The organism is Rhodococcus sp. BUPNP1, from assembly GCF_002215235.1.
Lineage (GTDB): Bacteria > Actinomycetota > Actinomycetes > Mycobacteriales > Mycobacteriaceae > Rhodococcus.
The window spans coordinates 53,810-76,751 of record NZ_NERM01000007.1; the positions used below are offsets into that span (position 1 = coordinate 53,810).

General features: G+C 69.7%; 22 protein-coding genes. 17 read left to right on the plus strand and 5 right to left on the minus strand.

The window, feature by feature from the left end; genetic code table 11:
- The first annotated feature begins 51 nt into the window (after positions 1–51).
- The 8 genes from rpmJ (at position 52) to B9C99_RS09090 (ending at position 5,471) form a co-directional block, all read left to right on the plus strand.
- The gene (gene rpmJ / locus B9C99_RS09055) at positions 52–165 is read left to right on the plus strand and encodes a 50S ribosomal protein L36 (protein WP_003938068.1); all 114 of its coding nucleotides are present in this window, start codon (positions 52–54) and stop codon (positions 163–165) included.
- Positions 166–374: 209 nt separating this feature from the next.
- The gene (gene rpsM / locus B9C99_RS09060; RefSeq protein ID WP_016694609.1) at positions 375–743 is read left to right on the plus strand and encodes a 30S ribosomal protein S13; all 369 of its coding nucleotides are present in this window, start codon (positions 375–377) and stop codon (positions 741–743) included.
- On the plus strand, positions 743–1,156 hold the full coding sequence (rpsK, locus tag B9C99_RS09065) for a 30S ribosomal protein S11 (RefSeq protein ID WP_006554585.1): 414 nt from the start codon (positions 743–745) through the stop codon (positions 1,154–1,156). Before rpsM ends, rpsK begins: the two co-directional genes overlap by 1 nt.
- A gap of 22 nt (positions 1,157–1,178) precedes the next feature.
- The gene (rpsD, locus tag B9C99_RS09070) at positions 1,179–1,784 is read left to right on the plus strand and encodes a 30S ribosomal protein S4 (RefSeq protein ID WP_016694608.1); all 606 of its coding nucleotides are present in this window, start codon (positions 1,179–1,181) and stop codon (positions 1,782–1,784) included.
- A 101-nt stretch (positions 1,785–1,885) separates the two neighbouring features.
- Positions 1,886–2,947 (plus strand): DNA-directed RNA polymerase subunit alpha, encoded by a 1,062-nt coding sequence (locus tag B9C99_RS09075; RefSeq protein ID WP_016694607.1) that lies wholly within the window; start codon positions 1,886–1,888, stop codon positions 2,945–2,947.
- A gap of 30 nt (positions 2,948–2,977) precedes the next feature.
- A complete protein-coding gene (gene rplQ, locus B9C99_RS09080) occupies positions 2,978–3,532 on the plus strand; it encodes a 50S ribosomal protein L17 (protein WP_006554582.1) in 555 nt (184 codons plus the stop codon).
- Positions 3,533–3,597: 65 nt separating this feature from the next.
- Positions 3,598–4,434 (plus strand): tRNA pseudouridine(38-40) synthase TruA, encoded by an 837-nt coding sequence (gene truA / locus B9C99_RS09085; protein ID WP_253250017.1) that lies wholly within the window; start codon positions 3,598–3,600, stop codon positions 4,432–4,434.
- A gap of 35 nt (positions 4,435–4,469) precedes the next feature.
- Positions 4,470–5,471: an alpha/beta hydrolase family protein gene (locus tag B9C99_RS09090; protein ID WP_016690919.1), complete on the plus strand. Its 1,002-nt coding sequence runs from the start codon at positions 4,470–4,472 to the stop codon at positions 5,469–5,471.
- A 252-nt stretch (positions 5,472–5,723) separates the two neighbouring features.
- On the opposite strand, the gene B9C99_RS09095 is transcribed toward B9C99_RS09090, so the two are convergent.
- Together B9C99_RS09095 and B9C99_RS09100 are read right to left on the minus strand one after the other, a co-directional pair.
- Positions 5,724–6,590 (minus strand): phosphotransferase, encoded by an 867-nt coding sequence (locus B9C99_RS09095; RefSeq protein WP_016690920.1) that lies wholly within the window; start codon positions 6,588–6,590, stop codon positions 5,724–5,726.
- A 59-nt stretch (positions 6,591–6,649) separates the two neighbouring features.
- Positions 6,650–7,792, minus strand: a complete 1,143-nt coding sequence (locus tag B9C99_RS09100) for an acyl-CoA dehydrogenase family protein (protein ID WP_088897616.1) — start codon at positions 7,790–7,792, stop codon at positions 6,650–6,652.
- A gap of 69 nt (positions 7,793–7,861) precedes the next feature.
- Here B9C99_RS09100 and B9C99_RS09105 point away from each other — a divergent pair, with 69 nt between their 5' ends.
- Positions 7,862–8,467, plus strand: coding sequence for a TetR/AcrR family transcriptional regulator (locus B9C99_RS09105; protein ID WP_016690922.1), 606 nt, complete (start codon positions 7,862–7,864; stop codon positions 8,465–8,467).
- Positions 8,464–9,039 carry an NADPH-dependent FMN reductase gene (locus B9C99_RS09110; protein WP_016690923.1) on the plus strand — a complete coding sequence of 192 codons (576 nt, stop codon included), beginning with the start codon at positions 8,464–8,466 and terminating at the stop codon, positions 9,037–9,039. The genes B9C99_RS09105 and B9C99_RS09110 overlap by 4 nt, the downstream gene beginning before the upstream one ends.
- Here the strand turns inward: B9C99_RS09110 and eccE are convergent.
- Positions 9,027–10,700: a type VII secretion protein EccE gene (gene eccE / locus B9C99_RS09115; RefSeq protein WP_253250018.1), complete on the minus strand. Its 1,674-nt coding sequence runs from the start codon at positions 10,698–10,700 to the stop codon at positions 9,027–9,029. The genes B9C99_RS09110 and eccE overlap by 13 nt on opposite strands.
- Positions 10,701–10,850: 150 nt before the next feature.
- On the opposite strand from eccE, the gene eccB reads away from it, so the two are divergent.
- Positions 10,851–12,305: a type VII secretion protein EccB gene (gene eccB / locus B9C99_RS09120; RefSeq protein WP_026060890.1), complete on the plus strand. Its 1,455-nt coding sequence runs from the start codon at positions 10,851–10,853 to the stop codon at positions 12,303–12,305.
- A gap of 1 nt (position 12,306) precedes the next feature.
- On the opposite strand, the gene mycP is transcribed toward eccB, so the two are convergent.
- Both mycP and eccD read right to left on the minus strand, forming a co-directional pair.
- Positions 12,307–13,674, minus strand: coding sequence for a type VII secretion-associated serine protease mycosin (gene mycP, locus B9C99_RS09125; protein WP_088897617.1), 1,368 nt, complete (start codon positions 13,672–13,674; stop codon positions 12,307–12,309).
- Complete coding sequence (gene eccD / locus B9C99_RS09130; RefSeq protein WP_037189565.1) at positions 13,671–15,125, minus strand: type VII secretion integral membrane protein EccD; 1,455 nt, start codon at positions 15,123–15,125, stop codon at positions 13,671–13,673. Before eccD ends, mycP begins: the two co-directional genes overlap by 4 nt.
- A gap of 194 nt (positions 15,126–15,319) precedes the next feature.
- Between eccD and eccCa the strand changes: the two genes are divergently transcribed.
- The 6 genes from eccCa (at position 15,320) to rpsI (ending at position 22,909) form a co-directional block, all read left to right on the plus strand.
- Entirely contained in the window at positions 15,320–19,303 is a 3,984-nt protein-coding gene (gene eccCa, locus B9C99_RS09135; protein WP_088897618.1) for a type VII secretion protein EccCa, read from the plus strand.
- On the plus strand, positions 19,303–20,841 hold the full coding sequence (locus B9C99_RS09140; protein ID WP_253250019.1) for a type VII secretion-associated protein: 1,539 nt from the start codon (positions 19,303–19,305) through the stop codon (positions 20,839–20,841). Before eccCa ends, B9C99_RS09140 begins: the two co-directional genes overlap by 1 nt.
- A gap of 130 nt (positions 20,842–20,971) precedes the next feature.
- Complete coding sequence (locus B9C99_RS09145; protein WP_229565273.1) at positions 20,972–21,325, plus strand: WXG100 family type VII secretion target; 354 nt, start codon at positions 20,972–20,974, stop codon at positions 21,323–21,325.
- Between the two features lie 60 nt (positions 21,326–21,385).
- Positions 21,386–21,676, plus strand: a complete 291-nt coding sequence (locus tag B9C99_RS09150; RefSeq protein WP_016690931.1) for a WXG100 family type VII secretion target — start codon at positions 21,386–21,388, stop codon at positions 21,674–21,676.
- Between the two features lie 289 nt (positions 21,677–21,965).
- On the plus strand, positions 21,966–22,409 hold the full coding sequence (gene rplM, locus B9C99_RS09155) for a 50S ribosomal protein L13 (RefSeq protein WP_006550055.1): 444 nt from the start codon (positions 21,966–21,968) through the stop codon (positions 22,407–22,409).
- Entirely contained in the window at positions 22,406–22,909 is a 504-nt protein-coding gene (gene rpsI / locus B9C99_RS09160) for a 30S ribosomal protein S9 (RefSeq protein ID WP_006550056.1), read from the plus strand. The genes rplM and rpsI overlap by 4 nt, the downstream gene beginning before the upstream one ends.
- The last annotated feature ends 33 nt before the right edge of the window (positions 22,910–22,942 follow it).

The following is a 22,942-nucleotide window of genomic DNA, read 5'->3' on the forward strand; positions in this document are numbered from 1 at the left end:
CGGGCCGGCTCTGCCGTGTCCGGCGGCGCACATACAGGAGATCGGACTTACGTGAAGGTTCAGCCTAGCGTCAAGAAGATCTGCGAGAAGTGCAAGGTGATCCGCCGTAACGGTCGGGTCATGGTGATCTGCGAGAACCTGCGCCACAAGCAGCGTCAGGGCTAGATCCACCTTCGTCTCGAAGATCTGCTTGGCAACAAGCACGAAGACCTTCCAGCACCAGTCGCGTGGTTACGATCCTCGATCCGTCGAGGAGCTGCGCGATCAACCCCCGGTACGGAGGCCGGGGCCCCACTGTGTTTATGAATCACACAGTTCTTCGACGCAGGGGACGGGCTGGGAGCAGACCTCCGCACACCGAATAGGAATGCCACATGGCACGTCTCGCAGGTGTCGATCTTCCCCGCGAAAAGCGGATGGAGATCGCACTCACGTACATCTACGGCATCGGCCGTACCCGCTCCAAGGAGATCCTCGAGGCCACGGGTGTCAACCCGGACCTGCGCAGCAAGGATCTGACGGACGAGGACCTCGCCAAGCTCCGCGAGTACATCGAGGAGAGCTACAAGGTCGAGGGTGACCTCCGTCGCGAGGTTCAGGCGGACATCCGCCGCAAGATCGAGATCGGCTGCTACCAGGGCCTGCGACACCGTCGTGGTCTGCCCGTGCGTGGACAGCGCACCAAGACCAACGCCCGCACCCGTAAGGGTCCGAAGCGCACCGTCGCAGGAAAGAAGAAGTAATGCCTCCCAAGTCACGCAGCACCGGTCCGAAGAAGACCCAGAAGGCACGGCGCAGGGACAAGAAGAACGTTCCGCACGGTGCCGCTCACATCAAGAGCACGTTCAACAACACCATCGTGTCCATCACGGACCCGCAGGGCAACGTGATCTCCTGGGCGTCCTCCGGCCACGTCGGCTTCAAGGGTTCGCGCAAGTCGACCCCGTTCGCCGCGCAGCTCGCCGCCGAGAACGCCGCCCGCAAGGCGCAGGAACACGGTGTCAAGAAGGTCGACGTCTTCGTCAAGGGTCCGGGCTCGGGCCGCGAGACGGCGATCCGTTCCCTCCAGGCCGCAGGCCTCGAGGTCGGCACCATCTCCGATGTCACCCCGCAGCCGCACAACGGTTGCCGTCCGCCCAAGCGGCGTCGCGTCTAACGGGAAAGGAAGGTAAAGAATAATGGCTCGTTATACCGGTCCCGTTACCCGTAAGTCGCGTCGTCTTCGCGTCGACCTGGTCGGAGGCGATCAGGCCTTCGAGCGTCGCCCCTACCCGCCCGGCCAGCACGGCCGCGCGCGGATCAAGGAGAGCGAGTACCTGCTCCAGCTGCAGGAGAAGCAGAAGGCCCGCTTCTCGTACGGCGTCATGGAGAAGCAGTTCCGCCGCTACTACGAAGAGGCCGCAAGCCGCCCCGGCAAGACCGGTGAGGTTCTGCTGACCATCCTCGAGTCGCGCCTGGACAACGTCGTCTACCGTGCCGGCCTCGCCCGCACGCGTCGTCAGGCCCGCCAGCTGGTGAGCCACGGCCACTTCCTGGTCAACGGCAAGAAGGTCGACATCCCCAGCTACCGCGTCTCGCAGTACGACATCATCGATGTCCGCGAGAAGTCGCTGAGCACGCTGCCCTTCCAGGTCGCCCGCGAGACCCAGGGCGAGCGCCCGATCCCGGGTTGGCTGCAGGTCGTCGGCCCGCGTCTGCGGGTGCTGGTCCACCAGCTCCCCGAGCGCGCGCAGATCGACATCCCGCTGCAGGAACAGCTGATCGTCGAGTACTACTCGAAGTAAGACACCTCGGTGTCGTGGTGTCCTCCGGTCCGTCCGGGCGGGAGGACACCGCTCCATTCCACTAGGGCGTCATATGGCGGACGCCCACAAGGAGGCAACAGATGCTCATCTCTCAGCGACCCACACTGACCGAAGAGGTCATCGCTGAAAACCGCTCGAAGTTCGTCATCGAGCCGCTCGAGCCTGGCTTCGGGTACACCCTCGGCAACTCGCTTCGTCGCACCCTGCTCTCGTCGATCCCGGGCGCCGCTGTCACCAGCATCCGTATCGACGGTGTTCTCCACGAGTTCACCACCGTTCCCGGCGTGAAGGAGGATGTCACCGACATCATCCTGAACCTCAAGGGTCTCGTGGTGAGCTCCGAAGAGGACGAGCCGGTCACCATGTACGTCCGCAAGCAGGGACCGGGCACCGTCACGGCCGGCGACATCGTGCCCCCGGCCGGTGTCACCATCCACAACCCGGATCTGCACATCGCCACCCTGAACGACAAGGGCAAGCTGGAGATCGAGCTCGTCGTCGAGCGCGGTCGCGGCTACGTTCCTGCCGTGCAGAACAAGGCGTCCGGCGCCGAGATCGGCCGTATCCCGGTCGACTCGATCTACTCGCCGGTGCTCAAGGTGACGTACAAGGTGGAAGCGACCCGCGTCGAGCAGCGCACCGACTTCGATCGGCTCATTCTCGACGTGGAGACCAAGAACTCGATCAGCGCGCGGGACGCGCTCGCCTCGGCGGGCAAGACCCTCGTGGAGCTCTTCGGTCTGGCTCGTGAGCTGAACGTCGAAGCAGAAGGCATCGAGATCGGTCCCTCGCCCGCCGAGGCCGACCACATCGCCTCCTTCGGACTTCCGATCGAGGACCTCGACCTCACGGTCCGGTCCTACAACTGCCTCAAGCGCGAAGGTGTCCACACCGTCGGCGAGCTCGTGGCACGGACGGAGTCCGACCTGCTCGACATCCGCAACTTCGGCCAGAAGTCCATCGACGAGGTCAAGGTCAAGCTGCACTCGCTCGGCCTGTCCCTCAAGGACAGCCCGGCATCGTTCGACCCCAGCACCGTCGCCGGCTACGACGCCGCGACCGGTACCTGGAGCGATACCGAGGCCGGCTCCTTCGGTGACAACGACGGCAACGAGGACTACGCCGAGACCGAGCAGCTGTAGCAGCTCACGGTCCGTTACTAGGAGAAAATCATGCCCAAGCCCAAGAAGGGCGCCCGCTTCGGCGGATCGGCCTCGCATCAGAAGGCGCTCATGGCCAACCTGGCCACCGCGCTCTTCGAGCACGGCCGCATCACCACCACCGAGGCCAAGGCCAAGGCCCTGCGCCCGTACGCCGAGAAGCTCGTCACGCACGCCAAGGCCGGCACGCTGGCCTCGCGTCGTGAGGTGCTGAAGGTCATCCGCAACAAGGACGTCGTCCACTCGCTGTTCGCGGAGATCGGTCCCTCCTTCGAGGACCGCAACGGCGGCTACACCCGCATCATCAAGACGATGCCGCGCAAGGGCGACAACGCCCCCATGGCCATCATCGAGCTGGTGCGCGAGAAGACCGTCACCTCCGAGGCCGACCGCGCTCGTCGCGTCGCCGCCTCGCAGGCACCCGCCGAGGACAACGCGGTCCAGGCCGTCGAGGCCGAGGCCACCGACGCCGAGGTCGCGAACGCCGACGCCGTCGTCGAGGGTGTCGAGGACACCAACGCCACGGCTGCCGACGCACCCGAGGCGGACGAGGCCAAGAAGGACTAGTCCACTTGGTTTCGGCATCTGCTGAAGCTCACGAGCCCGCCGTCCCTTCCGAGGGCGGCGGGCTCGTGGCTTCTCACGAGACAACCCGTCTGCGGCTCGACATCTCGTACGACGGCACCGACTTCTCCGGCTGGGCACGGCAACCCGGACGTCGCACCGTGTGCGGGGAGATCGAGGAGAAGCTCTCCGCGATCGTCCGTACCCCCGTGCTGCTCACCGTCGCCGGTCGCACCGACGCCGGCGTGCACGCGTCCGGGCAGGTCGCCCACGTCGACGTCCCCACCGCGGCGCTGCCCGACGATCCGTCGCGCTGGGTCCGCCGTCTCGCACGGTTCCTGCCCCGCGACGTGCGGGTCACCGGGATCTCCGTCGCCCCCGAACATTTCGACGCCCGGTTCTCGGCGATCCGGCGTCACTACGAATACCGCCTCACCACAGCGGCGTACGGCGCCGAGCCGCTGCGTGCCCGCGACACCGTCGCGTGGCCCAAGGCCGTCGATCTCGATGCGATGCAACGCGCGTCGCAGTCGCTGCTCGGCCTGCACGACTTCGCTGCCTTCTGCAAGCGGCGGGAGGGTGCGACGACCGTACGCGAACTGCAGCGATACGACTGGACCCGCGAGGGCGACATCCTCACCGCCTACGTCAGTGCCGACGCCTTCTGCTGGTCGATGGTGCGTAGTCTCGTCGGCGCGGCGCTGGCCGTGGGGGAGGGGCGCCGCAGCGTCGAGTGGATGACGGCTCTGCTGGAGGAACGTGAACGTGCGGCCTCCGTCGCGGTGGCACCGGCCCACGGCCTGTCACTGGTCCGCGTCGACTACCCTGCTGACGAGGAACTGGCCGCGCGCAACGCTGCGACGCGGGAGATGCGCGGGCCCATCACGCCCGGCTGTTGCGGATGAAGGGAACGAATGTGCGCGCACGACGGTTTGCGTTGATGGGGACGATCGGGGCGCTCGCCGTCTCGTCGCTGGTCCTGCCCGGTGCCGCGGTCGCCCACGCCGAGGATCTCCCGGCCGCCGCGACCGGCGAGACCCGCTCGCAGAGCGCGACTGTCGAACGCATCGAGAAGCACACCGACCGCGACTGGTCGCTGTTCGTGTACTCGCCGTCGATGGAACGCACCATCGAGCTCCAGGTGCTGCGCCCGGCCGACACGAGCGCGCCGCGACCGGTCTTCTACCTGCTCAACGGTGCCGGTGGGGGACTGGACCGGGCGACCTGGCGCGAGCAGACCGACATCGTGGAGTTCTTCGGCGACAAGAACGTCAACGTCGTCACCCCGGTCGGTGGCGCGTTCAGCTACTACACCGACTGGCTCGAGGACGATCCCGTTCTCGGACGCAACAAGTGGACGACCTTCCTCACCGAGGAGATCCCGTCGGTGGTCGACGAGACGCTCGGCGCGAGCGGCCGCAACGCGATCGCCGGTGTGTCGATGTCGGCGACGTCGGCGTTGGCGCTCGCCCAGCAGGCGCCCGATCTCTACCAGGCGGTGGGTTCGTACAGCGGATGCGCCGAGACCGCGTCGGAGATCGGTTCGCGCTACGCGGAGATCGTCGTCGCGTTCGGCGGGGGCGAGGTCGAGAACATGTGGGGACCGGTCGCCGGTGAGCACTGGACGGAACAGGACGTCGTGCTCAACGCGGACAAGCTGCGCGGCAAGGCCGTGTACGTCTCCACGAGCAGCGGTGTCCCGGGTCCGTACGAACTGAAGGCGTGGGAGCAGGACGGTGTCGCCGTCCTTCCCGATGTGGCTCTGCTCGGGCTCATCGAGGCCGGTGTGAACGACTGCACGACGCGACTGCGCGGTGCGCTGGACGCAGCCGGTGTCGAGGCGACCTACTCGGTCCGGCCCGACGGCACCCACACCTGGGGCTACTGGCAGGAGGCCCTGCACGAGTCGTGGCCCGTGCTCGGCGAGGCCATCGGCGCCTGAGCCGGACGCGCCGAGAAAGCCCCGAGGGAGTGAGGTCCGCGACCTCACCCCCTCGGGGCTTTCTCACATGCTCGTCAGATCAGCCAGTCCAGGAAGTGGAGGACGTTGCTGATGAGGGCGTCGAGCGAACCGAGAAGCATGTGGTGACCTCCATGTCGAAAACGAATCGGACGTATGTCCAGAACTGATTCAAGCGAAACTGCCGGTAACGGGCAACATCGGCGAATGTGACAAATATCCGTCGAGAAGTTGTTAACGCGCGACTGTCGACGTGCGAGCAAGAGCCTCGGCGATCATGCGATGCCCCTCGGCCTCGTAACAGTCGTCGCCCACATGGAAGGCCCACACCGCGACCGCGACCGCCGCGCGGACACGTTGGCGGAACCACGCGTCCTCCTCGCGTGGGTCCTCGCCGTAACCGCGCAGGAAGGCCTGCTCGGCCCCGGGGACCCGGAGGAACTCGCGCACCGCGAGCCGCTCGAAGTCCTCACCCGCCGGGCGCATCGCGGCACGGCCGAAGTCGATCACCTTCACTGTGCCCGCGTCGTCGGCGAGCCAGTTCCGGCTCTGCCAGTCGCCGTGGGTGGGCACCAGGGTGGCCGTCGGCGTCGGCCACCCCTCGACCATCGAGCGCAACCGGCCGGCGACATCGGGGCCGATGCGGTGCGGCGCCGCGAGCCACCGCAGCGTCTTCGTGTTCGCCGATCGCTCGTATCCCTCGTCCACCACACGTTCCTGGCGGTGGAACTGCGCGAGCAGCGCGCCGGCCTGTTCGTAGACGTCCAGGCAGGACGATGCCGCCGTGCCCTGGATCAGCCGGCCCGGAAGATATTCCGTCACGACGAGCTTCGTCGCGCGGTCGGCGTACACCATCCGGGCGGCCCGGCCGCACCGGACCCACGGAGCGGTCCACCGTTCGTGGGCGCTGATCTCACGGCCGATGTGCCGATCCGGGGTTCCGCCCGCCTTCACGACCAGACGCCCGTCGTCGGTGTCGACCTCGAGGACGGTGGTCGACACCAGCCCCCAACTCATGTCGGAGACCACGACGATGCGGCCGAACCGCTGCGTCAGCAGGTGGCGTTGCTGTGGAGTGAGCCGCTCCAGGGCGTCCGGCATGAAGGCACTCTAGCGATCTTTCGCCGCGAGAACCCCTGTCGCTTCCGGCTCGCGATCGTTCACCCCGCGAGGGACCGCGCGATCACGAGTCGCTGAATCTGATTGGTGCCCTCGAAGATCTGGGTGATCTTCGCGTCGCGCATGAAGCGCTCGACCGGGAAGTCACGAGTGTAGCCGTATCCACCGAGGACCTGCACAGCGTCGGTCGTGACCTTCATGGCAGCATCCGTCGCGACGAGCTTGGCCACCGATGCCTGCCGCGAGTAGGGCAGACCTGCGTCCTTGCGCCGGGCGGCGTCGAGATAGGTGGCGCGGGCCGAGTCGACGGCGGCGGCCATGTCGGCGAGGACGAACCCGAGGCCCTGGTGGTCGATGATCCGCTTGCCGAAGGCCTGTCGCTCCTTGGCGTAGGCCGTCGCCTCGTCGAGCGCGGCCTGGGCCAGACCCGTCGCGACGGCGGCGATCCCCAGTCGTCCGGAATCCAGTGCGCTGAACGCGATCGGCAGTCCCTGTCCCTCGGCGCCGATCCGGCGCTCGGCCGGGACGAAGGCGTCGTCGTAGTGGGCGGAAGTGGTGGGGACGGCGTGCAGACCCATCTTCTCCTCGGGCTTGCCGAAGGACAGACCCTCGGTGCCGGCGGGCACGAGGAAGCACGAGATGCCCTTGCTGCCGGTGTCGGCCGTGCGGGCGAACAGGGTGTAGAAGTCGGCCTTGCCGCCGTTGGTGATCCACGCCTTCGAACCGGTGATGCGGTAGCCGCCGTCGACGGGCTTCGCGCGGCACGCGAGGGCGGCGGCGTCGGATCCGGCCTGCGGCTCGGACAGGCTGTACGCGCCGATGGTGTTGCCGCCCAGCATCTCCGGCAGCCACTTGTTCTTCTGCTCGTCGGTGCCGTGGGTGGCGAGCGCGAAGCACGACAGTCCGTGCACGCTCACCGCGACCGCCACGGCCGCCCAGCGGGCACCGAGTTCCTCGAGGACCTGCAGGTAGACCTCGTAGGGCTGGTCGCCGCCGCCGAACTCCTCGGAGTAAGGCAGGCTCAGCAGTCCGGCTGCGCCGAGTGCGGGGAAGACGCCCTCGGGGAAGGTCTCCTTGCGCTCGTGCTCGTCGACGCGCGGGGCGAGCACCTTGTCGGCGACGTCGCGGGTGAGGTCGATCAGGTCGTAGGCCTCGCGGGTGGGAAGCAGACGCTCGACGGGCACGGTGGTTCCTCCTGGAAGGCTGGGGACCGAAAATAGTACTGAGAACGATACTGGCGTACTGTTCTCGGTATGGCAAGAGTCGGTAGCCGGCGGCCCACCGCCCGGCAGGCGCAACTGTTCGACGATCTGGTCGCGTTGTTCCTGGCAGAAGGCTTCGCGCATCTGACCCTCGACGACATCGCCGCGCGTCTGCGCTGCTCGAAATCGACGCTCTACGCACTCGCGGAGAACAAGGACCGACTCGTCTACGCGGCGACCGTCCACTTCTTCAAGGGCGCCGCCGACCGGGTGGAGGCCGACGTCGGGCGGGCCGCGGACGCGCAGGCACGCATCGGCGCCTATCTCGAGGCCGTGGGGCGCGAACTCGAACCCGCCTCCACGCGGTTCATGGAGGACATCGCCCACACGCCCGTCGCGCGCGAAGTCTACGAACGCAACACCCGGTTCGCCGCCGACCGCGTCCGCCAGCTCATCTCCGACGGCGTCGCGGCCGGTGAACTGCGCGACGTCCACGCGGCCTTCGTCGCCGACGTCGTCGCCTCGGTCATGGTGCGCATCCAGCAACGACAGGTGGCCGAGGCGACCGGTGTCGAGGACGCACGTGCCTACCGGGAACTCGCCGCGCTGCTCGCGCACGGGCTCTCGGCCGCACCGCACCTACGATCGACTCCATGACCACGGCAGCATCGAACGAGCCGATCCGCCTCGAGGTCGTCGTCGCCAGTGTCCGTGCCGGTCGCATCGCCCCGGTCGTCGCCGACTGGTTCGCGGCCACCGCGCGACAGCACGCCGAGTTCGACGTCGGCGTTCTCGATCTCGCCGAGACCCCGCTCCCGCAGGACCTCTCGGGCGGACCCGACGCCGACGCCTTCACCCGTCGCATCGGTGCTGCGGACGCCTTCGTGGTGGTGACCTCCGAGTACAACCACGGTTATCCCGCCGCGCTGAAGACGGCCATCGACACCGTCAAGCGTGAATGGCGCACCAAGCCGGTCGGATTCGTCTCCTACGGTGGCCTGTCCGGCGGCCTGCGCGCCGTCGAGCAGTTGCGGCAGGTCGTCGTCGAGGTCCACATGGTGCCGGTGCGGCAGTCGGTGAGCTTCCACCGCGTCAAGCACGCCTTCGCGGCGGACGGCACCACCTCGGACGAGGCCGCGATCGACGGCGCGGAACGCATGCTCGACCAGATCGCGTGGTGGGCTCGCACCGTCCGCGCCGGAACCGCTCTCGACCGCTATCCCGGCTGAGGCGCCGGATCCGGCATGCGCGACCGGCCGAGATGGGTGCTCTCCGCCGCGATCGTCACGAGTGTGAGGGGCGTGCGTTCGTCGCCCGCCGTGAGCACGACGCGGTCCCCGGCCGCTCCGGGTTGCAGCAGTGACACCGTGGGACGCTCGCGCGGCCATCCGTCCGGGTGGATGTGCACGTGGATCGCGGTCGCGTGCGGCATGGACGAGGTGGGCGGGACGCCGTCGTGGACGACCGTGTCGAAATCGCGGTCGCCCGCGTACTCGCCCGCCAGACGCAGCCGGTCGGGTCCGGCCGCGGATCCGACCAGGCCGCGCCACGCGCCGGGGCGGTCGGTGTGGACGACGACCCGCGCCCCCACCGCGACGGCACGGAAGACCACCTGCTGGGCGAAATACAACTCGCCTGCGATGTGGACCGAGCGGACGCCGGGACCGGTGAGACGCGCGGTGACGGCGCGACCGGCGTCGTCCGATCCGACGAGCTGCCCACACCCACCGGCCGGAAGAGCGAGGGCGTCGAGTCCACCGGTGCGCGATTCGCGCAACGGAACCCGGTCCTCCAGCTGCGGAACCCCGAGGGGCAGCGCAGCGGTGAGGAGTTCCGCGTGACGTCCGTACGCCGGGAGCAGTCCGGCCACCGAGGGGACGTCCGCCTCCCGCGTGGTGAACCGTGCCAGCGCCCCGACCCGAACCGACCCGTCATCACCCGGTCGCAACCGGAGGACCAGCGTCGACGCCAGGGTCGGATGCGACCAGATCGCCGCCGTGTGGTGGCGGTCGATCCGTCGGGGGTCGAAAGCGCCGCCCGAGTCGAAGACGGAGGACAGGGCGACGTGCCGGTGCGTCGGGGCCCACTCCGTCGCCGGTACCCCGTGGGAGATGCGCAGCGCGGCCTGTTCGATCTCGCTCGCGGTGAGCAGTCGCGCACCGTACCCGGCGTCGGCGAGCGCGCGGATCACGCGCCGTGCCGCCGCGACGACGGTCCGGGCCGCACCCTCGGAGCCTCCGCCCCGACGGGCGGCAGCGCTCGCGCAGGACGTGACATCGAGTCGGAGCACCACCCGCACCGTGCGTTCGGCCGCGGCGGGAAGCGGGCCCAGCAACTGCGCGTAGGCCTGGCCCGCGGGTGTCGAATCGCGAACCCGACGCCCCTGCACCACGACATCGATCCCGTCCAGAACGACATCGTGCCGGTACAGGCAGGCGGCGATCGCGTCGAGGGGAAGGGTTCGCCCCGTCTCCTCGCTGTCGCGCCCGAGCCGGGTGATCGCGCCGGCCGGGGAGGTCAGCTCGAGAACGACGGTCGCGTACGGGCCGTCCCATCGCACCCCCACCGGGACCGCCGACCCGACATGGAAGTCGCGGAGGACACCCGAGACGGGGACAGCATTCGTGCGTCGGCGCAGAACGGTCGCGATCCACTCGGACGTGCCGCGTCCGCCGACCCGCACGAGACACAGCGCGGCGGGCGGTACGGCGATCGCGCACGCTACCCACACGGACGCCCCCGACACCACCGCCAGCGCCCACACGAGGACGGCGACGCACTGCGCACCCACGAGCCGCACGGCGACGCGACTTCTCGCCTCACCTGCTGTTGTGCGGACCCGTGCACTGTCGGTTGCTGTGCCGACCCGTGAATCCTCCGTCTCGGACACGGTCCGTTGCATCGATCCCCCCGAACGACGGCCGGCAATGATTCGGGCGCGGTGCCGACCTTCCCCCTGACCGCGCGGAGCGCGTGTGGTGAGCGCCCGACAGGACTGTACTGTGTTGCGCCAGAGAGCGTGCCGTACGGGGGGAGATCGATGGCAGCGCAACCGACCACGCGATGGCAGGTCAGTGGATACCGCTTCCTGGCGCGGCGCATGGATCATGCGTTGGTGCGGGGCGACGTACGAATGATCCACGACCCCATGCGTTCCCAGTTCCGGGCGCTCGTCGTCGGCGTCGTCGTCGCGTGTGTCGTGCTGGGAGGCTGTGCCGCCCTTGCCCTGTTCCGGCCCCAGGACCGGATCGGTGATGCGTCCGTCGTCGTCGCCCGCGACTCCGGTGCGCTCTACGTCGCGATCGACACGACCTTCCATCCCGTCCTGAACCTCGCGTCGGCACGGCTGATCCTGGGGTCTCCCGCCGAACCTGCGGTCGTCGCCGACGAGGAACTGACGACACGACCGCGCGGACCGCTGGTGGGGATCCCGGGTGCGCCGTCCTCCCTGGCCCACGATGCGGAGATGGTGCCGTGGACGGTCTGCGACGTCGCCGATCCGAACGGCCTGCAGTCCTCGACCACCGCCGTGCTCGCCGGCACACCCGACCACAGGGCAGGCTCGGTGCTCGCCGACGACGAAGCGCTCCTCGTGACCGCGGACGGCAGATATCACCTGCTCTACGAGGACAGACGCGCCGAGATCGACCCGAACGACCGGTCCCTCGTGCGCCTGCTGGGCATCGACATCTCCCGCGCGCGCCCCGCGAGCCCCGGACTGCTCGCCGCCGTGCCGGAGGCACCGAAGCTGACGGCACCCGTCATCACCGGCGCCGGAGGCGTCCCGAGCGTGTCGATGCCGGGTGCGCGCGTCGGGTCGGTCGTCTCGGTGTCCGAACCGGACGGTCAGAGTTTCCACGTGGTGCTCGAGAACGGTGTGCAGGAGGTCTCGCGGGCCACCGCACATCTCATCCACTTCTCGGATTCGCAAGGAGCACCGGAGATCCCCGTGGTTCCACCCGACGTCCTCGCTGCCGCGCCGGTCGTGCACGAACTGCCGGTCGACACCTTTCCCGAGGTCGTCCCACGCATCGTCGATCCGGGGGAGAGGCCCGTGGCGTGCTCGACCTGGCAGCCGGGCACGGGCGAGGACGACCGGCACCGCTCGGCTCTGCGGTTGTCCGCGGGAACGGCCCTGCCCACCGGCAAGGACGCCGTGCCCGTGGTCCCGGCCCAGGCCGACGGTGCCGGACCGCAGGTCGACGCGATCCACATCCCGCCGGGCCGCGGCAGATACGTGCAGACCACTTCGCTGACCTCGGACACCGACCGTCTCGGTTCGTTGTTCTACGTCGCCGACACCGGCGTGCGGTACGGCATCACCGATGCGGACGCCGCTACGGCGCTCGGCTTCACGGATCCACCCGCCCGGGTCCCGTGGCCGATCCTGCAGTTGCTCGCTCCGGGACCCGCGCTCGGCCGGGAGCAGGCGCTGCTGGCACACGACGGTGTCGCCGCCGACCCGGGGGCGGTCCCCGTCCGGGCGGGCAACTGATTCAGGTCCGTGATCGGGCGAGTCGTCGTGCCGGTGCAGTGAGGACGAGAACGAGGGCGGTCGCGGCGATCACGGTTGCAGCCGAGATCAGTGCGATGGTGCGCGGCCGATGATCCGGTACCGGGGGAGGAGTCGGCTCGGCGACGGCAACCGCCGGCACCGGCTGCGCGCGCTCGGCCGGTAGCGGCGCGGTGACCGCGGCGAGCGGATCGACGACCCCGTGCCCCACCCGCGGATTCCATCCTTCCGCGGGTGAGTGGGCGGTGTTCTCGATGCGCGCCATCACCTCCCGGGCGGACAACTGCGGATGCCGCGAGCGCACCAGCGCGACCGTCGCCGCGACGAGCGGCGCCGCGAAACTCGTCCCGGATACCGGCCTGCCGCCCTGGGGTCCGGGGATCAGGTCGGCCAGACCGTCGGTGCCGGGATTGAGCGAGACGAGCCCACTCCCGGGAGCGGCGACGTCGACCCACGGCCCGGGCAGGCTGTACTCGGCCGGCGTGCCGTCGTCCTCGACCGCACCGACGGTGAGGACGTACTCGTCGTACCAGGCCGGTGATGCCAGGGTGACGACCGAATCCCACGGATCCGCACCGGGATCGGCCGGATCCACCGAGCGCGGATTGCCTTCGCGGCAGGTGTCGGTGTTGCCGGCCGCCGCGACGACGACCGCGTCGTGCACATCCGTCGCGTACTGCACCGCCGCGCCCAGTGGACCGTCGACGAGGCCTTCGGCGACCGTCCGACAAGCGACCTCGGAGATGTTGACGACGGTGGCGCCGAGATCCACCGCCTGCCGGACGGCCGCGGCGAGGGTCCGTACGTCGCCGTATCCGGAGGCGTTGCGCGCGGCATCGTCGTCCGACCGGGAGCGATCGGAGAAATGGCCACTGGACTGGCGGATGGCGATGATCCCGACGTCGGGTGCGCCACCGGCGAAACCCGACCCGGGTGTCGGTCGCGCCGCGATCAGGCCGGCGACGAGCGTGCCGTGCGCGTCGCAGTCCTCGGTGCCGTCGCCCGTGGACACGTAGTCGCCACCCGGCCTCGGGGCCGGCAACCGCGGATGCGGATGGACCCCGGTGTCGATGACGGCGACCACCTGCCCCGATCCCCGGGTGATCGGCCACACGGACGCGAAGTCGAGGATGCGTTGTGCCCGAGGGATCTGTGGCCCGTCCGGAGCATCCGGCAGTTCCGCGCACAGCACCCGCATCTCGGTGGCCTCGGGAGGTGCTGGCGTCGCGCCGGCGGGCAGTTGCGCCGGATCGGGTACCGGCGGCGCGGCGGTCGCGAGACCCGGCGTGGTGGTCGCTACCAGGGCCGCGAGGGCCAGGACCGCGAACCGGTGTGACAGCCGCACCGTCACAGTCCGCGGATCGCTGCGTACACACCGGCGACCCAGCAGGCCAACGGCACGACGGTGGCGATGGTCGCGTACTCCGCGATTTCGGCGATCCGGCGCTGTACCGGGGTGAACGTCCGTCGCGGTGCGACCACACCGAAGAGGAAACCGGCACACGCGAGACCCGTAGCGGATGCGAACACCGCCCACGGTGGCAACGCACCGCTCGCTGCCGCGCCGACGAGCAGCCCGAGCAGCAGTGCCGCGCCACCGGCCACGAGGGGAGCCGCCTGCGCGGTCGCGGTGTAGGTGCGACCCCGGAAGACGAGGACCACGGCCGACGCGACGGCCAGTGCCACCGCGGGGACGAACACCTCTCCGTCCCACGGGAATGCGGCGCACCACGCCCCACCCGCCGTGAGTACGACGACGGCATGGACGATCCCGGTCAGCGCGCTGCGTGCCCGGTCGGCCCGGTCTTCGAGCTCCGCCGGTGACGGCAGACCGGACACGCTGCTGCTGTCGGTGCTCTCCGGTTCGAGCGGAGCGCCCGGAGCGGGGACCGAGGGGATGGGGAGTTTGGCGAGCATCGCCGCGAGACGCGGTGCCGTGCCGGCGAGCAGCAGCGCCGCCACGACCGTTCCGGCCCCGAGCGCACGCGCGTCGAGATCGGTGGTCGATGCGAGGGAGGCCGTCACGACGACACCCGCGGCGGTCGCGGCGACCGCCGTGCACGGTGCGAGGCCGATGCGGGTGACACGCACGGCGAGCACCGCGACCGCACCGGTCAGAGCCGCCGCGAGGACGAGACGCGGCGCCGGCGCGTCGCCGGGAACGAGCAGCGCACCGGCCGTCGATGCGAGAGGAAAGGTGCACCACAACAGTGCGGTGGCGGTCCGACGATCGTCGTGCAGCCGGGCGAGGATGCCTGCAGTGAGCAGCACCAGGAGAGACAGCGCGGCACACACGGCTCCGAGGGCGAGACGACTCGCACCGTCGGGCAGGAACAGCAACGGTACGCAGCCCGCAGCGAGGGCGACCGGACCCAGGACGGCCGCGATGAGACCCGACGGGCCCGCACCCCACGGCGTCATGGTCCGGTCCGACGCCGCGACGCTGTACATGACGTCGTCGAACAACGGTGGAGGAGCGGGGGATCCGGCATCCTCCAGGACGAGGATCTCCCCGTCGCGGACACCGTGCTCGTCGAGGCTCAGTGCCCCGGACAGCGGGGCCCGGCCGATCCGGGCGAGCGCCCAGCCGTCGGGCTCCGTGCGTTCGGGTGTCGCGTCGAAGTCGTTGTCGGGCCGGTGACCGGCGACGAGATCCACGATCCCCGGGAGCAGCAACGCCACCGGAACATCGAGGGGCAGCGCGAGATCGACCTCGGTGTGGCGGGCGAGCACGGTGATCCGGCACAGATCCGGGGCTCCCACCTGCCCCGGGGTCTCGGATCGCGCACGCACAGATGTCATCGGCCTCGGTTCCCCCCGTCACTGCAGTCCGAACGACGCAGACCATACGACATCGTCCCGACAAATGTCCTGCCCGAGTTGCCCGTCGGGGGACCGAGATGCGAGCAGGAGCACGGAAGGTCACCGCCATGGGTTAGTCTTCCACGACCGTGGGGCCGTAGGGGGCGGCCGACGGCGTCCCGGGGGGTGGCGAAGTGAGTACCGTGCGTTTCGTGCGCAGAGCACGGCGGGAGGCGCCGCGCGCTCCCGGCGGGGAGGTGAGTGTCCAACCGCCACCGGACATCCCCCGGGCCACACCCGGAAATCTGGTGACCAGGCTGCTCCCGCTCGTGATGGTCGCGGCGATGATCGGGATGGTCGCGCTGATGTTCACCACCGGCGCCGCACGCAGCCCCATGGCGATGATCTTCCCGCTCATGATGGTCGTGTCCCTGGTGGGCATGCTCGCCAACGGTGGTCGCAGCGGGGGAACGAAGACCGCCGAGGCGAACGAGGACCGCAAGGACTACCTGCGCTATCTCGACCAACTCCGGCGCGAGGTCACAGAGACGGCACACGAACAGCGTCGGGCGCTCGAATGGTCGCATCCCGACCCGGCCCTGCTGTGGACCCTCGCCGGCACCGTCCGGATGTGGGAGCGGCGGGGCAGCGATCCCGATTTCGGCCATCTCAGGGTGGGGCGCGGCGGGCAGCGACTCGCGACCCGGCTCGTGCCTCCCGACACCGGACCGGTCGAGGATCTCGAACCCGTCGCCGCCCTGTCGCTGCGCAGGTTCGTGCGCGCGCACTCGGTGGTGCAGGCGCTGCCCACGGCCGTGTCGCTGCGGGGTTTCGCCGCGATCGGCATCGAGGGCGATCGCGGCGCAGCGCGCTCGCTCGCGCGGGCGATGCTCGCGCAGGCGTGCACCTTCCACGGTCCCGACACGCTGCAGGTCGCCGTCGTGTGCGGTCCCGACACCGCCGCGGAATGGGAATGGATCAAGTGGCTGCCGCACGCGCAGAACCCGGTCCTGCGCGACGGTGCGGGCAGTGCACGCACCGTGTTCGGTTCGCTGTTCGAACTCGAGACAGATCTCGCGGCGGTCCTCGCCGGTCGCAGCAGATTCGTCCGGAACACCCCGGCCGGCGAAGGTGTCGTGCACCTCGTCGTGGTCGTCGACGGCGGGGTCACGGGATCGGGTTCGGGCGTGCTCGACGACGGTCTCGACGCGGTGACCATGCTCGATCTCTCGGGTTACGCCACACGACTCAGCGCGACGCGTGGCCTGCGCCTGGTGGTCGAGGACGGACGGGTCGGGGTCGCCACCGGCACCGACGTCGACATCTTCGCCGAGGCCGACGGCATCGGGACACCGCAGGCACAGACGCTGGCCAGGCGGCTCGCGCCGTACCGGGTGGTGAGCGGGGCGGTGGACGAGAGCGCCGGTGACGAGCGGCCGTCGAGTTGGCAGGAGCTGCTGGGACTCGGGGACGTGGCCCGTTTCGACCCCGCCCAGGCGTGGGTGCCGCGCCGCGGACGCGACCGCCTGCGGGTACCGATCGGTGTCGGCATCGACGGTGCGCCCGTCGAACTCGACCTCAAGGAGGCCGCCGAGAACGGGATGGGACCGCACGGATTGTGCATCGGCGCAACCGGTTCGGGGAAGAGTGAATTCCTGCGGACGCTGGTCCTCGGTCTCGTGGCGACGCACCCACCGGAGGCGCTCAACCTGGTCCTCGTGGACTTCAAGGGTGGCGCGACCTTCCTCGGTCTCGAGCGGCTCGCGCACGTCGCGGCGGTGATCACCAACCTCGCCGACGAGATCGCGATGGTCGACCGCATGAAGGACGCCCTCGAAGGCGAGATGAACCGACGGCAGGAACTGCTCCGGACCGCGGGCAACTTCGCCAACGTCGGTGACTACGAGAAGGCCAGGGCGGCGGGCGCACCGCTCGACCCGCTGCCCGCGCTGTTCATCGTGGTCGACGAGTTCTCCGAACTGCTCTCGCAACAACCCGAATTCGCCGACCTCTTCGCGGCGATCGGACGTCTGGGCCGGTCGCTGCACATGCACCTGTTGCTCGCCAGCCAACGACTCGACGAGGGTCGCCTCCGCGGCCTCGACAGCCACCTGTCCTACCGCATCGGTCTGAAGACCTTCTCCGCCAACGAATCGCGGAGCGTCCTCGGTGTTCCCGACGCCTACCACCTGCCGTCGACACCCGGCGCCGGATATCTGCGGACCGATTCCGCCGACATCCAGCGGTTCTCCGCGGCGTACGTCTCGGGACCGTACGAGCCCGGCCGCCCCACCCGGCGCGCCCGGTCGGCGGTGCCGGCCGGCACGTCCCGGCCCCGGCTCTTCACCGCGCGGGCGGTGCCGGTCGATGCCGGTCCGCCCGCCCCGGTCACGGAGCCGCTCCCGGTTCTTCCCGTCGGCGACGGGCGGAGCGTGCTCGAGGTGGTCGTCGATCGGATCCAGGGCCATGGAAGACCGGCACACGAGGTGTGGCTTCCTCCGCTCGACGCATCCCCGTCGCTCGACATGCTGCTGCCCAGATCGGTGCTCACCGGCGACGTGCCGCGTCGGGCAACTCTGCGCACCGTCGTCGGTGTCGTCGACCGGCCGTTCGAACAACGCCGCGATCCGCTGGTGGTCGACCTGTCGGGGTCGGCCGGCAACGTCGTGGTGGTCGGCGGGCCGCAGTCCGGGAAGTCCACACTGCTGCGCAGCCTCGTCCTGTCGATGGCCCTCACACACACCGCCGAGCAGGTGCAGTTCTACGGTCTCGATTTCGGCGGTGGCACCCTGTCCGGTCTGGCCGGCCTGCCACACGTCGGTTCCGTCGCGGGGTGGCACGACACCGACCGGGTGCGCCGCACGGTCGCGGAGATGATGTCGTTGCTGCGTCGCCGCGAACGGTCCTTCGCCGAGAACGGCATCGAGTCCATGGCCCAGCTGCGGCTGATGCGCGCCGACTCGGTCGCACCGGCCACCGCCGATCCGTTCGGCGACGTCTTCCTCGTCGTCGACGGCTGGCCGAGCATCCGGCAGGACTTCGAGGCACTGGAACAGACGATCGGGATCCTGGCCGCCCAGGGGCTGTCCTACGGCATCCACGTGGTGCTCAGCGCCCCGCGCTGGGGTGACGTCAGGCCCGCCATGCGCGACCTGCTCGGTACACGGCTCGAACTCCGCCTCGGCGACCCGTCCGACTCCGAGTACGGCCGCAAGAGAGCGGCGATGGTGCCGGAAGGGCGGCCCGGACGCGGTATCGACCGCGACGGCCTGCACATCCTGGGGGCGCTGCCCCGGGTGGACGGAAGCTCCGACCCGGCCGATCTCGCGGTCGGCGTTGCAGCGGCGGTCGAGGCCGTCCGTGCTGCCACCCCGGGGCGTTCGGCGCCGCCGGTGCGCATGCTGCCCGAACGCATCGACCGACCCGACCTCCTCGCAGCGCTGCCGAGGGGATGGCCGCCGCCGGCCGAGGCATCCCCGACGGCCCGGCTCTCCGTCCCGATCGGCATCGACGAATCCGAGCTCGCGCCCGTATCGGTGGATTTCACCGACCATCCGCACCTGCTGATCTTCGGCGACTCGGAATGCGGCAAGACCAATCTGCTGCGAGGACTGTGCCGCGGACTGGTCGAAGCCGGCAGCGGCGCGCAGACCAGGATCATCGTCGGCGACTACCGCCGCACGATGCTCGGCGTCGTCGACGGCGACCATCTCGGGGGATACGCGCCGTCGGCGACGGTCCTCGCGGCCATGGTCCGCGAACTCGCCGGCATCTTCGAACGTCGGCTGCCGGGCCCCGACACGACGCAACAACAGCTGCGCGATCGATCGTGGTGGACCGGACCCGAGGTGTTCGTGGTGATCGACGACTACGACATGGTCGCCACCTCGGGCCAGAACCCGCTGCTGCCGTTGCTCGACTACCTTCCGCAGGGACGCGACATCGGCCTGCACCTGGTGGTCGCGCGTCGTTCGGGTGGTGCCGGACGCGCGATGTACGAACCGATCCTCGGACGTCTGCGGGAGTTGTCGACTCCGGGTCTGATCATGAGTGGTAGCCGCGACGAGGGAGCGCTCGTCGGCGCGGTCCGTCCGTCGACGATGCCGCCGGGTCGCGGCACGCTCGTGCGACGCGACGGCACGGCGCTCGTCCAGACCGCCTGGGTGCCGGAGGTGTGATGGCGGTCCGGGACGAGACGGTCGCCGCGGTCGCGTTCACGTTGACGCCCGGGTCCGTCCACATCGGGTGGTCCGGAACGACGCGCAGTGTGCCCGCTCTCGCTGCGGATCTCGGTGACCGGCGGGTGTACGGAGCGGCAGCGGGGGAGGAGTCGGATCCCGTCGGCCTCGGAAGGGTCGTGGATGTCACGGAACTCGTGGATGCGGCTGCGGTCGGAACGGAGACCGAACTCGGAGAACTGCTGAGCGGACTCGTCTCCTACGCAGCAGCGACCGTGGGTGCACCGGATACCGGCGGGCTGGCGTGCGCGATACACCCCACCTGGTGGAACGAGCGGCGCCGTGATCTCTTCCGGACCGCTGTGCGGCAGGTCGCGGGCGATACGATCCTGCTCCCGGTCGCGGTGGCCGCCGCGCGCGCCGCCGATCCTGCGCCGCACGAGCGGTGGGCGGTACTCGAATTCGCCGCCGGGGGAACCACCGCCGTGAGCATCGGTCCGCCCGGACCCGACGGGCCGACCGTCGAACGACTCGCGCGTGATCCGGGCCTGTCGGTGCACTCTCCGGACGCCGCGACGCGACTCGAGAACCTGCTGACCTCGGTGTGCGGCGGGGCCGGGCCGGAGGTCGTGGTGGCGACCGGAGCGCCGGGCGAACCGTCCGGTGTCGAATCGTTCGCTCTCGCGGCAGATCTCGTGGGTGCGGGTCGGCGGGTCGTGCCCGTCGCGGCCTCGGAGATGCTCGTCGCGGTGACCGGCACTCCAACGCCACCGGCCGGAATCGGACCGGCCTCGAGGGCTCCGGCCGTCGCGCCGACGACCGGCGGACCCGACAGGACACTGCCGTGGCTGAGCGAGGTGCGTGCACGCCCGGATCCCCCTCGTGCCGGACGGGCCGGCGCGGTGCGCACGCTGGTCGTCGCCGGTGCGGTGATTCCGTCCCTGCTCGCCGCAGCGATCTTCCTGTGGCCGCTTCTCGCCGGAGAAGGCGGAGATGCGGAGGCCCCGGATCCACCGGAAGTCGTTGCTGCAGCGGAGGTGCCGGCCGACGCGCGTGAGCACGAATCGGCCACCGACACCGGTCCGTCCCCGTCGACGCGGATCGACGCCGGCCCACTGCACCTCGACCTGCCGGAGGGCTGGCGCGTCCGCGACCCCGCGACCGTGCCCGAGGGCCGCGCGGAACTCGTACCGGTCGGCGGAACCGATCGTCGGATCCTGGTGGTGTACCGCGATCTCCCCGGCGGGACCGACGAGCACTCGGTCGCCGCCGCGTTGGCGGAACGGGCCGCCGAACGTGCACCGGTCATCCGCGACCTCGACACCGACACGACCTTCGCCGACCGCAAGGTCGTGGCGTACACCGAGGTTCCCGACGACTACTCGGTGGTGCGGTGGTCGGTCCTGGTCTTCCCCTCGTCGGCGACGCCGACCGGGCGCGGCCTCCAGGTGTCGGTGGGATGCCAGTACCTCGACGAGGAATGGACTCGTATCCGCAGTGAATGTGAGCAGGCCGTCCACACCCTCCGGGTCGGGTGAGAAAAGAAGGTCCACGAATTTCGGAAGGGGCGGAACCGATACCGGATCGGGTGCGTCCAACCACATGTAGGAGCCAGGACCGGCTCGACGCCGAGCCGGACGACCCACGCACGAGCGAAGGAGTACGCCGTTGACCCAACCGACCGGCAATTCGAATCACCTCACCACCGATGTGGCGACCATGGAGGTCGTCGCGGGACAACTCCAGGACTCCCGCGCCGAACTCGACGCGATCCTCGGTCGTCTGACGGGCGTGGTGCAGTCCGCGCCGTCGGTCTGGCGGAGCCGCTCGGCGGAACAGTTCGCCGGAATCATGGAGCGCTGGAACGTCAACCACACCAAGCTGTCGAACGCCCTGGACGAACTGGCAGAGGCCGTGCGCACCAGCGGACGGTCGTACGCCGCGGCCGAGGACCAGCAGGCACAGTCCCTGTCGGCGATCGACCCCGACGGCGGTTCGGTGCTCAACGGGTCGTTCACCTGATCCCGGTTCCTCCGGCACACAGCCCCTCCGGCACACATTCGAGAACAAGGAGAACGATCCGTGTCCGAGATCTATCAGAACTTCGCCGGCGTTGCCGACCTGCACGCCCAGCTCGTGTCCGGTCAGAAGGCGATCGAGGCGACGCTCGACCGCATCGAGGGGCAGGTCGCGCCCCTCATCGCCACCTGGGACAGCGGGGCGCAGGAGCGGTACGCCGCCACGCAGGCCCGCTGGAACGAGGCCGAGGCCGGTCTCATCCAGGTGCTGCACGACATCGGTCGGGTGGTCTCGACCGGTAACGACAACATGCAGGAGGTCGAGCGACTGAACCAGCAGCGTTTCCCGGGCTGATCCGGGTCCGCCGGATCCGGACCGATCCGGCGCTGTCACGTCCCGGTGGTGGAGAGGCCGCCGGGACGTGCTGCTGCTTCCGGAGTGTTCCGGCCGGGGGTGTGCCGGGTCGGGGCTGCTGCGGCGCTTTGACCGGCCCCGCGTCCGCCCGGTAGAGTGTCCCCTCGGCGTGTCGCACGTCGTCGTGCCCTGTGGCGCGACGAACACCTCTCCCGGGTCCCAACTGGCCGCCGGGCGTGGCAACCGTCGGCATGCAGGCCAGCAGCGAAACGATAGACGAGGAAGATCTGTGTCTACGTACACACCGAAGGCCGGCGACGTGACCCATCAGTGGCACGTCATCGACGCCACCGACGTGGTGCTCGGCCGCCTCGCGGTGCAGGCGGCAAACCTGCTCCGCGGCAAGCACAAGCCCACATTCGCGCCGCACGTCGACGGTGGTGACTTCGTCGTCATCATCAACGCCGACAAGGTTGCCGTCTCCGGCAACAAGCGGACCGACAAGTTCCTCTACAGCCACTCCGGTCACCCGGGCGGTCTGCGGGCTCGTTCCGTCGGCGAGGTTCTCGAGAAGAACCCCGACCGCCTCGTGGAGAAGGCCGTCACCGGCATGCTCCCGAAGAACAAGCTCGGTCGCGCCATCGCGAAGAAGCTGAAGGTCTACGCGGGCCCGAACCACCCCCACGCCGCGCAGCAGCCGGTGCCGTTCGAGATCAAGCAGGTGGCACAGTGACGACGCCCGAGGAACAGAACGTGAACCCCGAAGAGTACGTCGAGAACGTCGAGGTCGCTGCAGACGAGTACGTCGAGGACGTCGTCGAGGCACCTGCTGCCCCGATCGTGTTCGACCGTCCGGTCCAGACCGTCGGTCGCCGTAAGGAGGCCGTCGTCCGCGTCCGCCTCGTGCCCGGCACCGGCAACTTCACCCTCAACGGCCGCACCATCGAGGACTACTTCCCGAACAAGGTGCACCAGCAGCTCGTGAAGTCGCCCCTGGTGACGGTCGAGCGCACCGAGTCGTTCGACATCCACGCACGCCTGCACGGCGGCGGCCCGTCCGGCCAGGCCGGCGCGCTGCGTCTCGCCATCGCGCGTGCACTCACCGAGGTCACCCCCGAGGATCGCCCCGCGCTCAAGCGTGCCGGCTTCCTCACGCGTGACCCGCGTGCCGTCGAGCGCAAGAAGTACGGCCTGAAGAAGGCCCGTAAGGCATCGCAGTACTCCAAGCGCTGATGTGCCGCCGACGCTGATTTCGTCAGAGTCGGC

Excerpts from the sequence above, each read along its gene's own strand:
- rplQ (WP_006554582.1), top strand. The coding sequence starts at position 2,978 with ATGCCCAAGCCCAAGAAGGGCGCCCGCTTCGGCGGATCGGCCTCGCAT.
- rpsD (WP_016694608.1), top strand. The coding sequence starts at position 1,179 with ATGGCTCGTTATACCGGTCCCGTTACCCGTAAGTCGCGTCGTCTTCGC.
- B9C99_RS09140 (WP_253250019.1), top strand. The coding sequence starts at position 19,303 with ATGGCGGTCCGGGACGAGACGGTCGCCGCGGTCGCGTTCACGTTGACG.
- B9C99_RS09090 (WP_016690919.1), top strand. The coding sequence starts at position 4,470 with ATGGGGACGATCGGGGCGCTCGCCGTCTCGTCGCTGGTCCTGCCCGGT.
- rpsK (WP_006554585.1), top strand. The coding sequence starts at position 743 with ATGCCTCCCAAGTCACGCAGCACCGGTCCGAAGAAGACCCAGAAGGCA.
- eccB (WP_026060890.1), top strand. The coding sequence starts at position 10,851 with ATGGCAGCGCAACCGACCACGCGATGGCAGGTCAGTGGATACCGCTTC.
- B9C99_RS09105 (WP_016690922.1), top strand. The coding sequence starts at position 7,862 with ATGGCAAGAGTCGGTAGCCGGCGGCCCACCGCCCGGCAGGCGCAACTG.
- rpsM (WP_016694609.1), top strand. The coding sequence starts at position 375 with ATGGCACGTCTCGCAGGTGTCGATCTTCCCCGCGAAAAGCGGATGGAG.
- B9C99_RS09095 (WP_016690920.1), bottom strand. The coding sequence starts at position 6,590 with ATGCCGGACGCCCTGGAGCGGCTCACTCCACAGCAACGCCACCTGCTG.
- B9C99_RS09075 (WP_016694607.1), top strand. The coding sequence starts at position 1,886 with ATGCTCATCTCTCAGCGACCCACACTGACCGAAGAGGTCATCGCTGAA.
- eccD (WP_037189565.1), bottom strand. The coding sequence starts at position 15,125 with ATGACATCTGTGCGTGCGCGATCCGAGACCCCGGGGCAGGTGGGAGCC.
- B9C99_RS09110 (WP_016690923.1), top strand. The coding sequence starts at position 8,464 with ATGACCACGGCAGCATCGAACGAGCCGATCCGCCTCGAGGTCGTCGTC.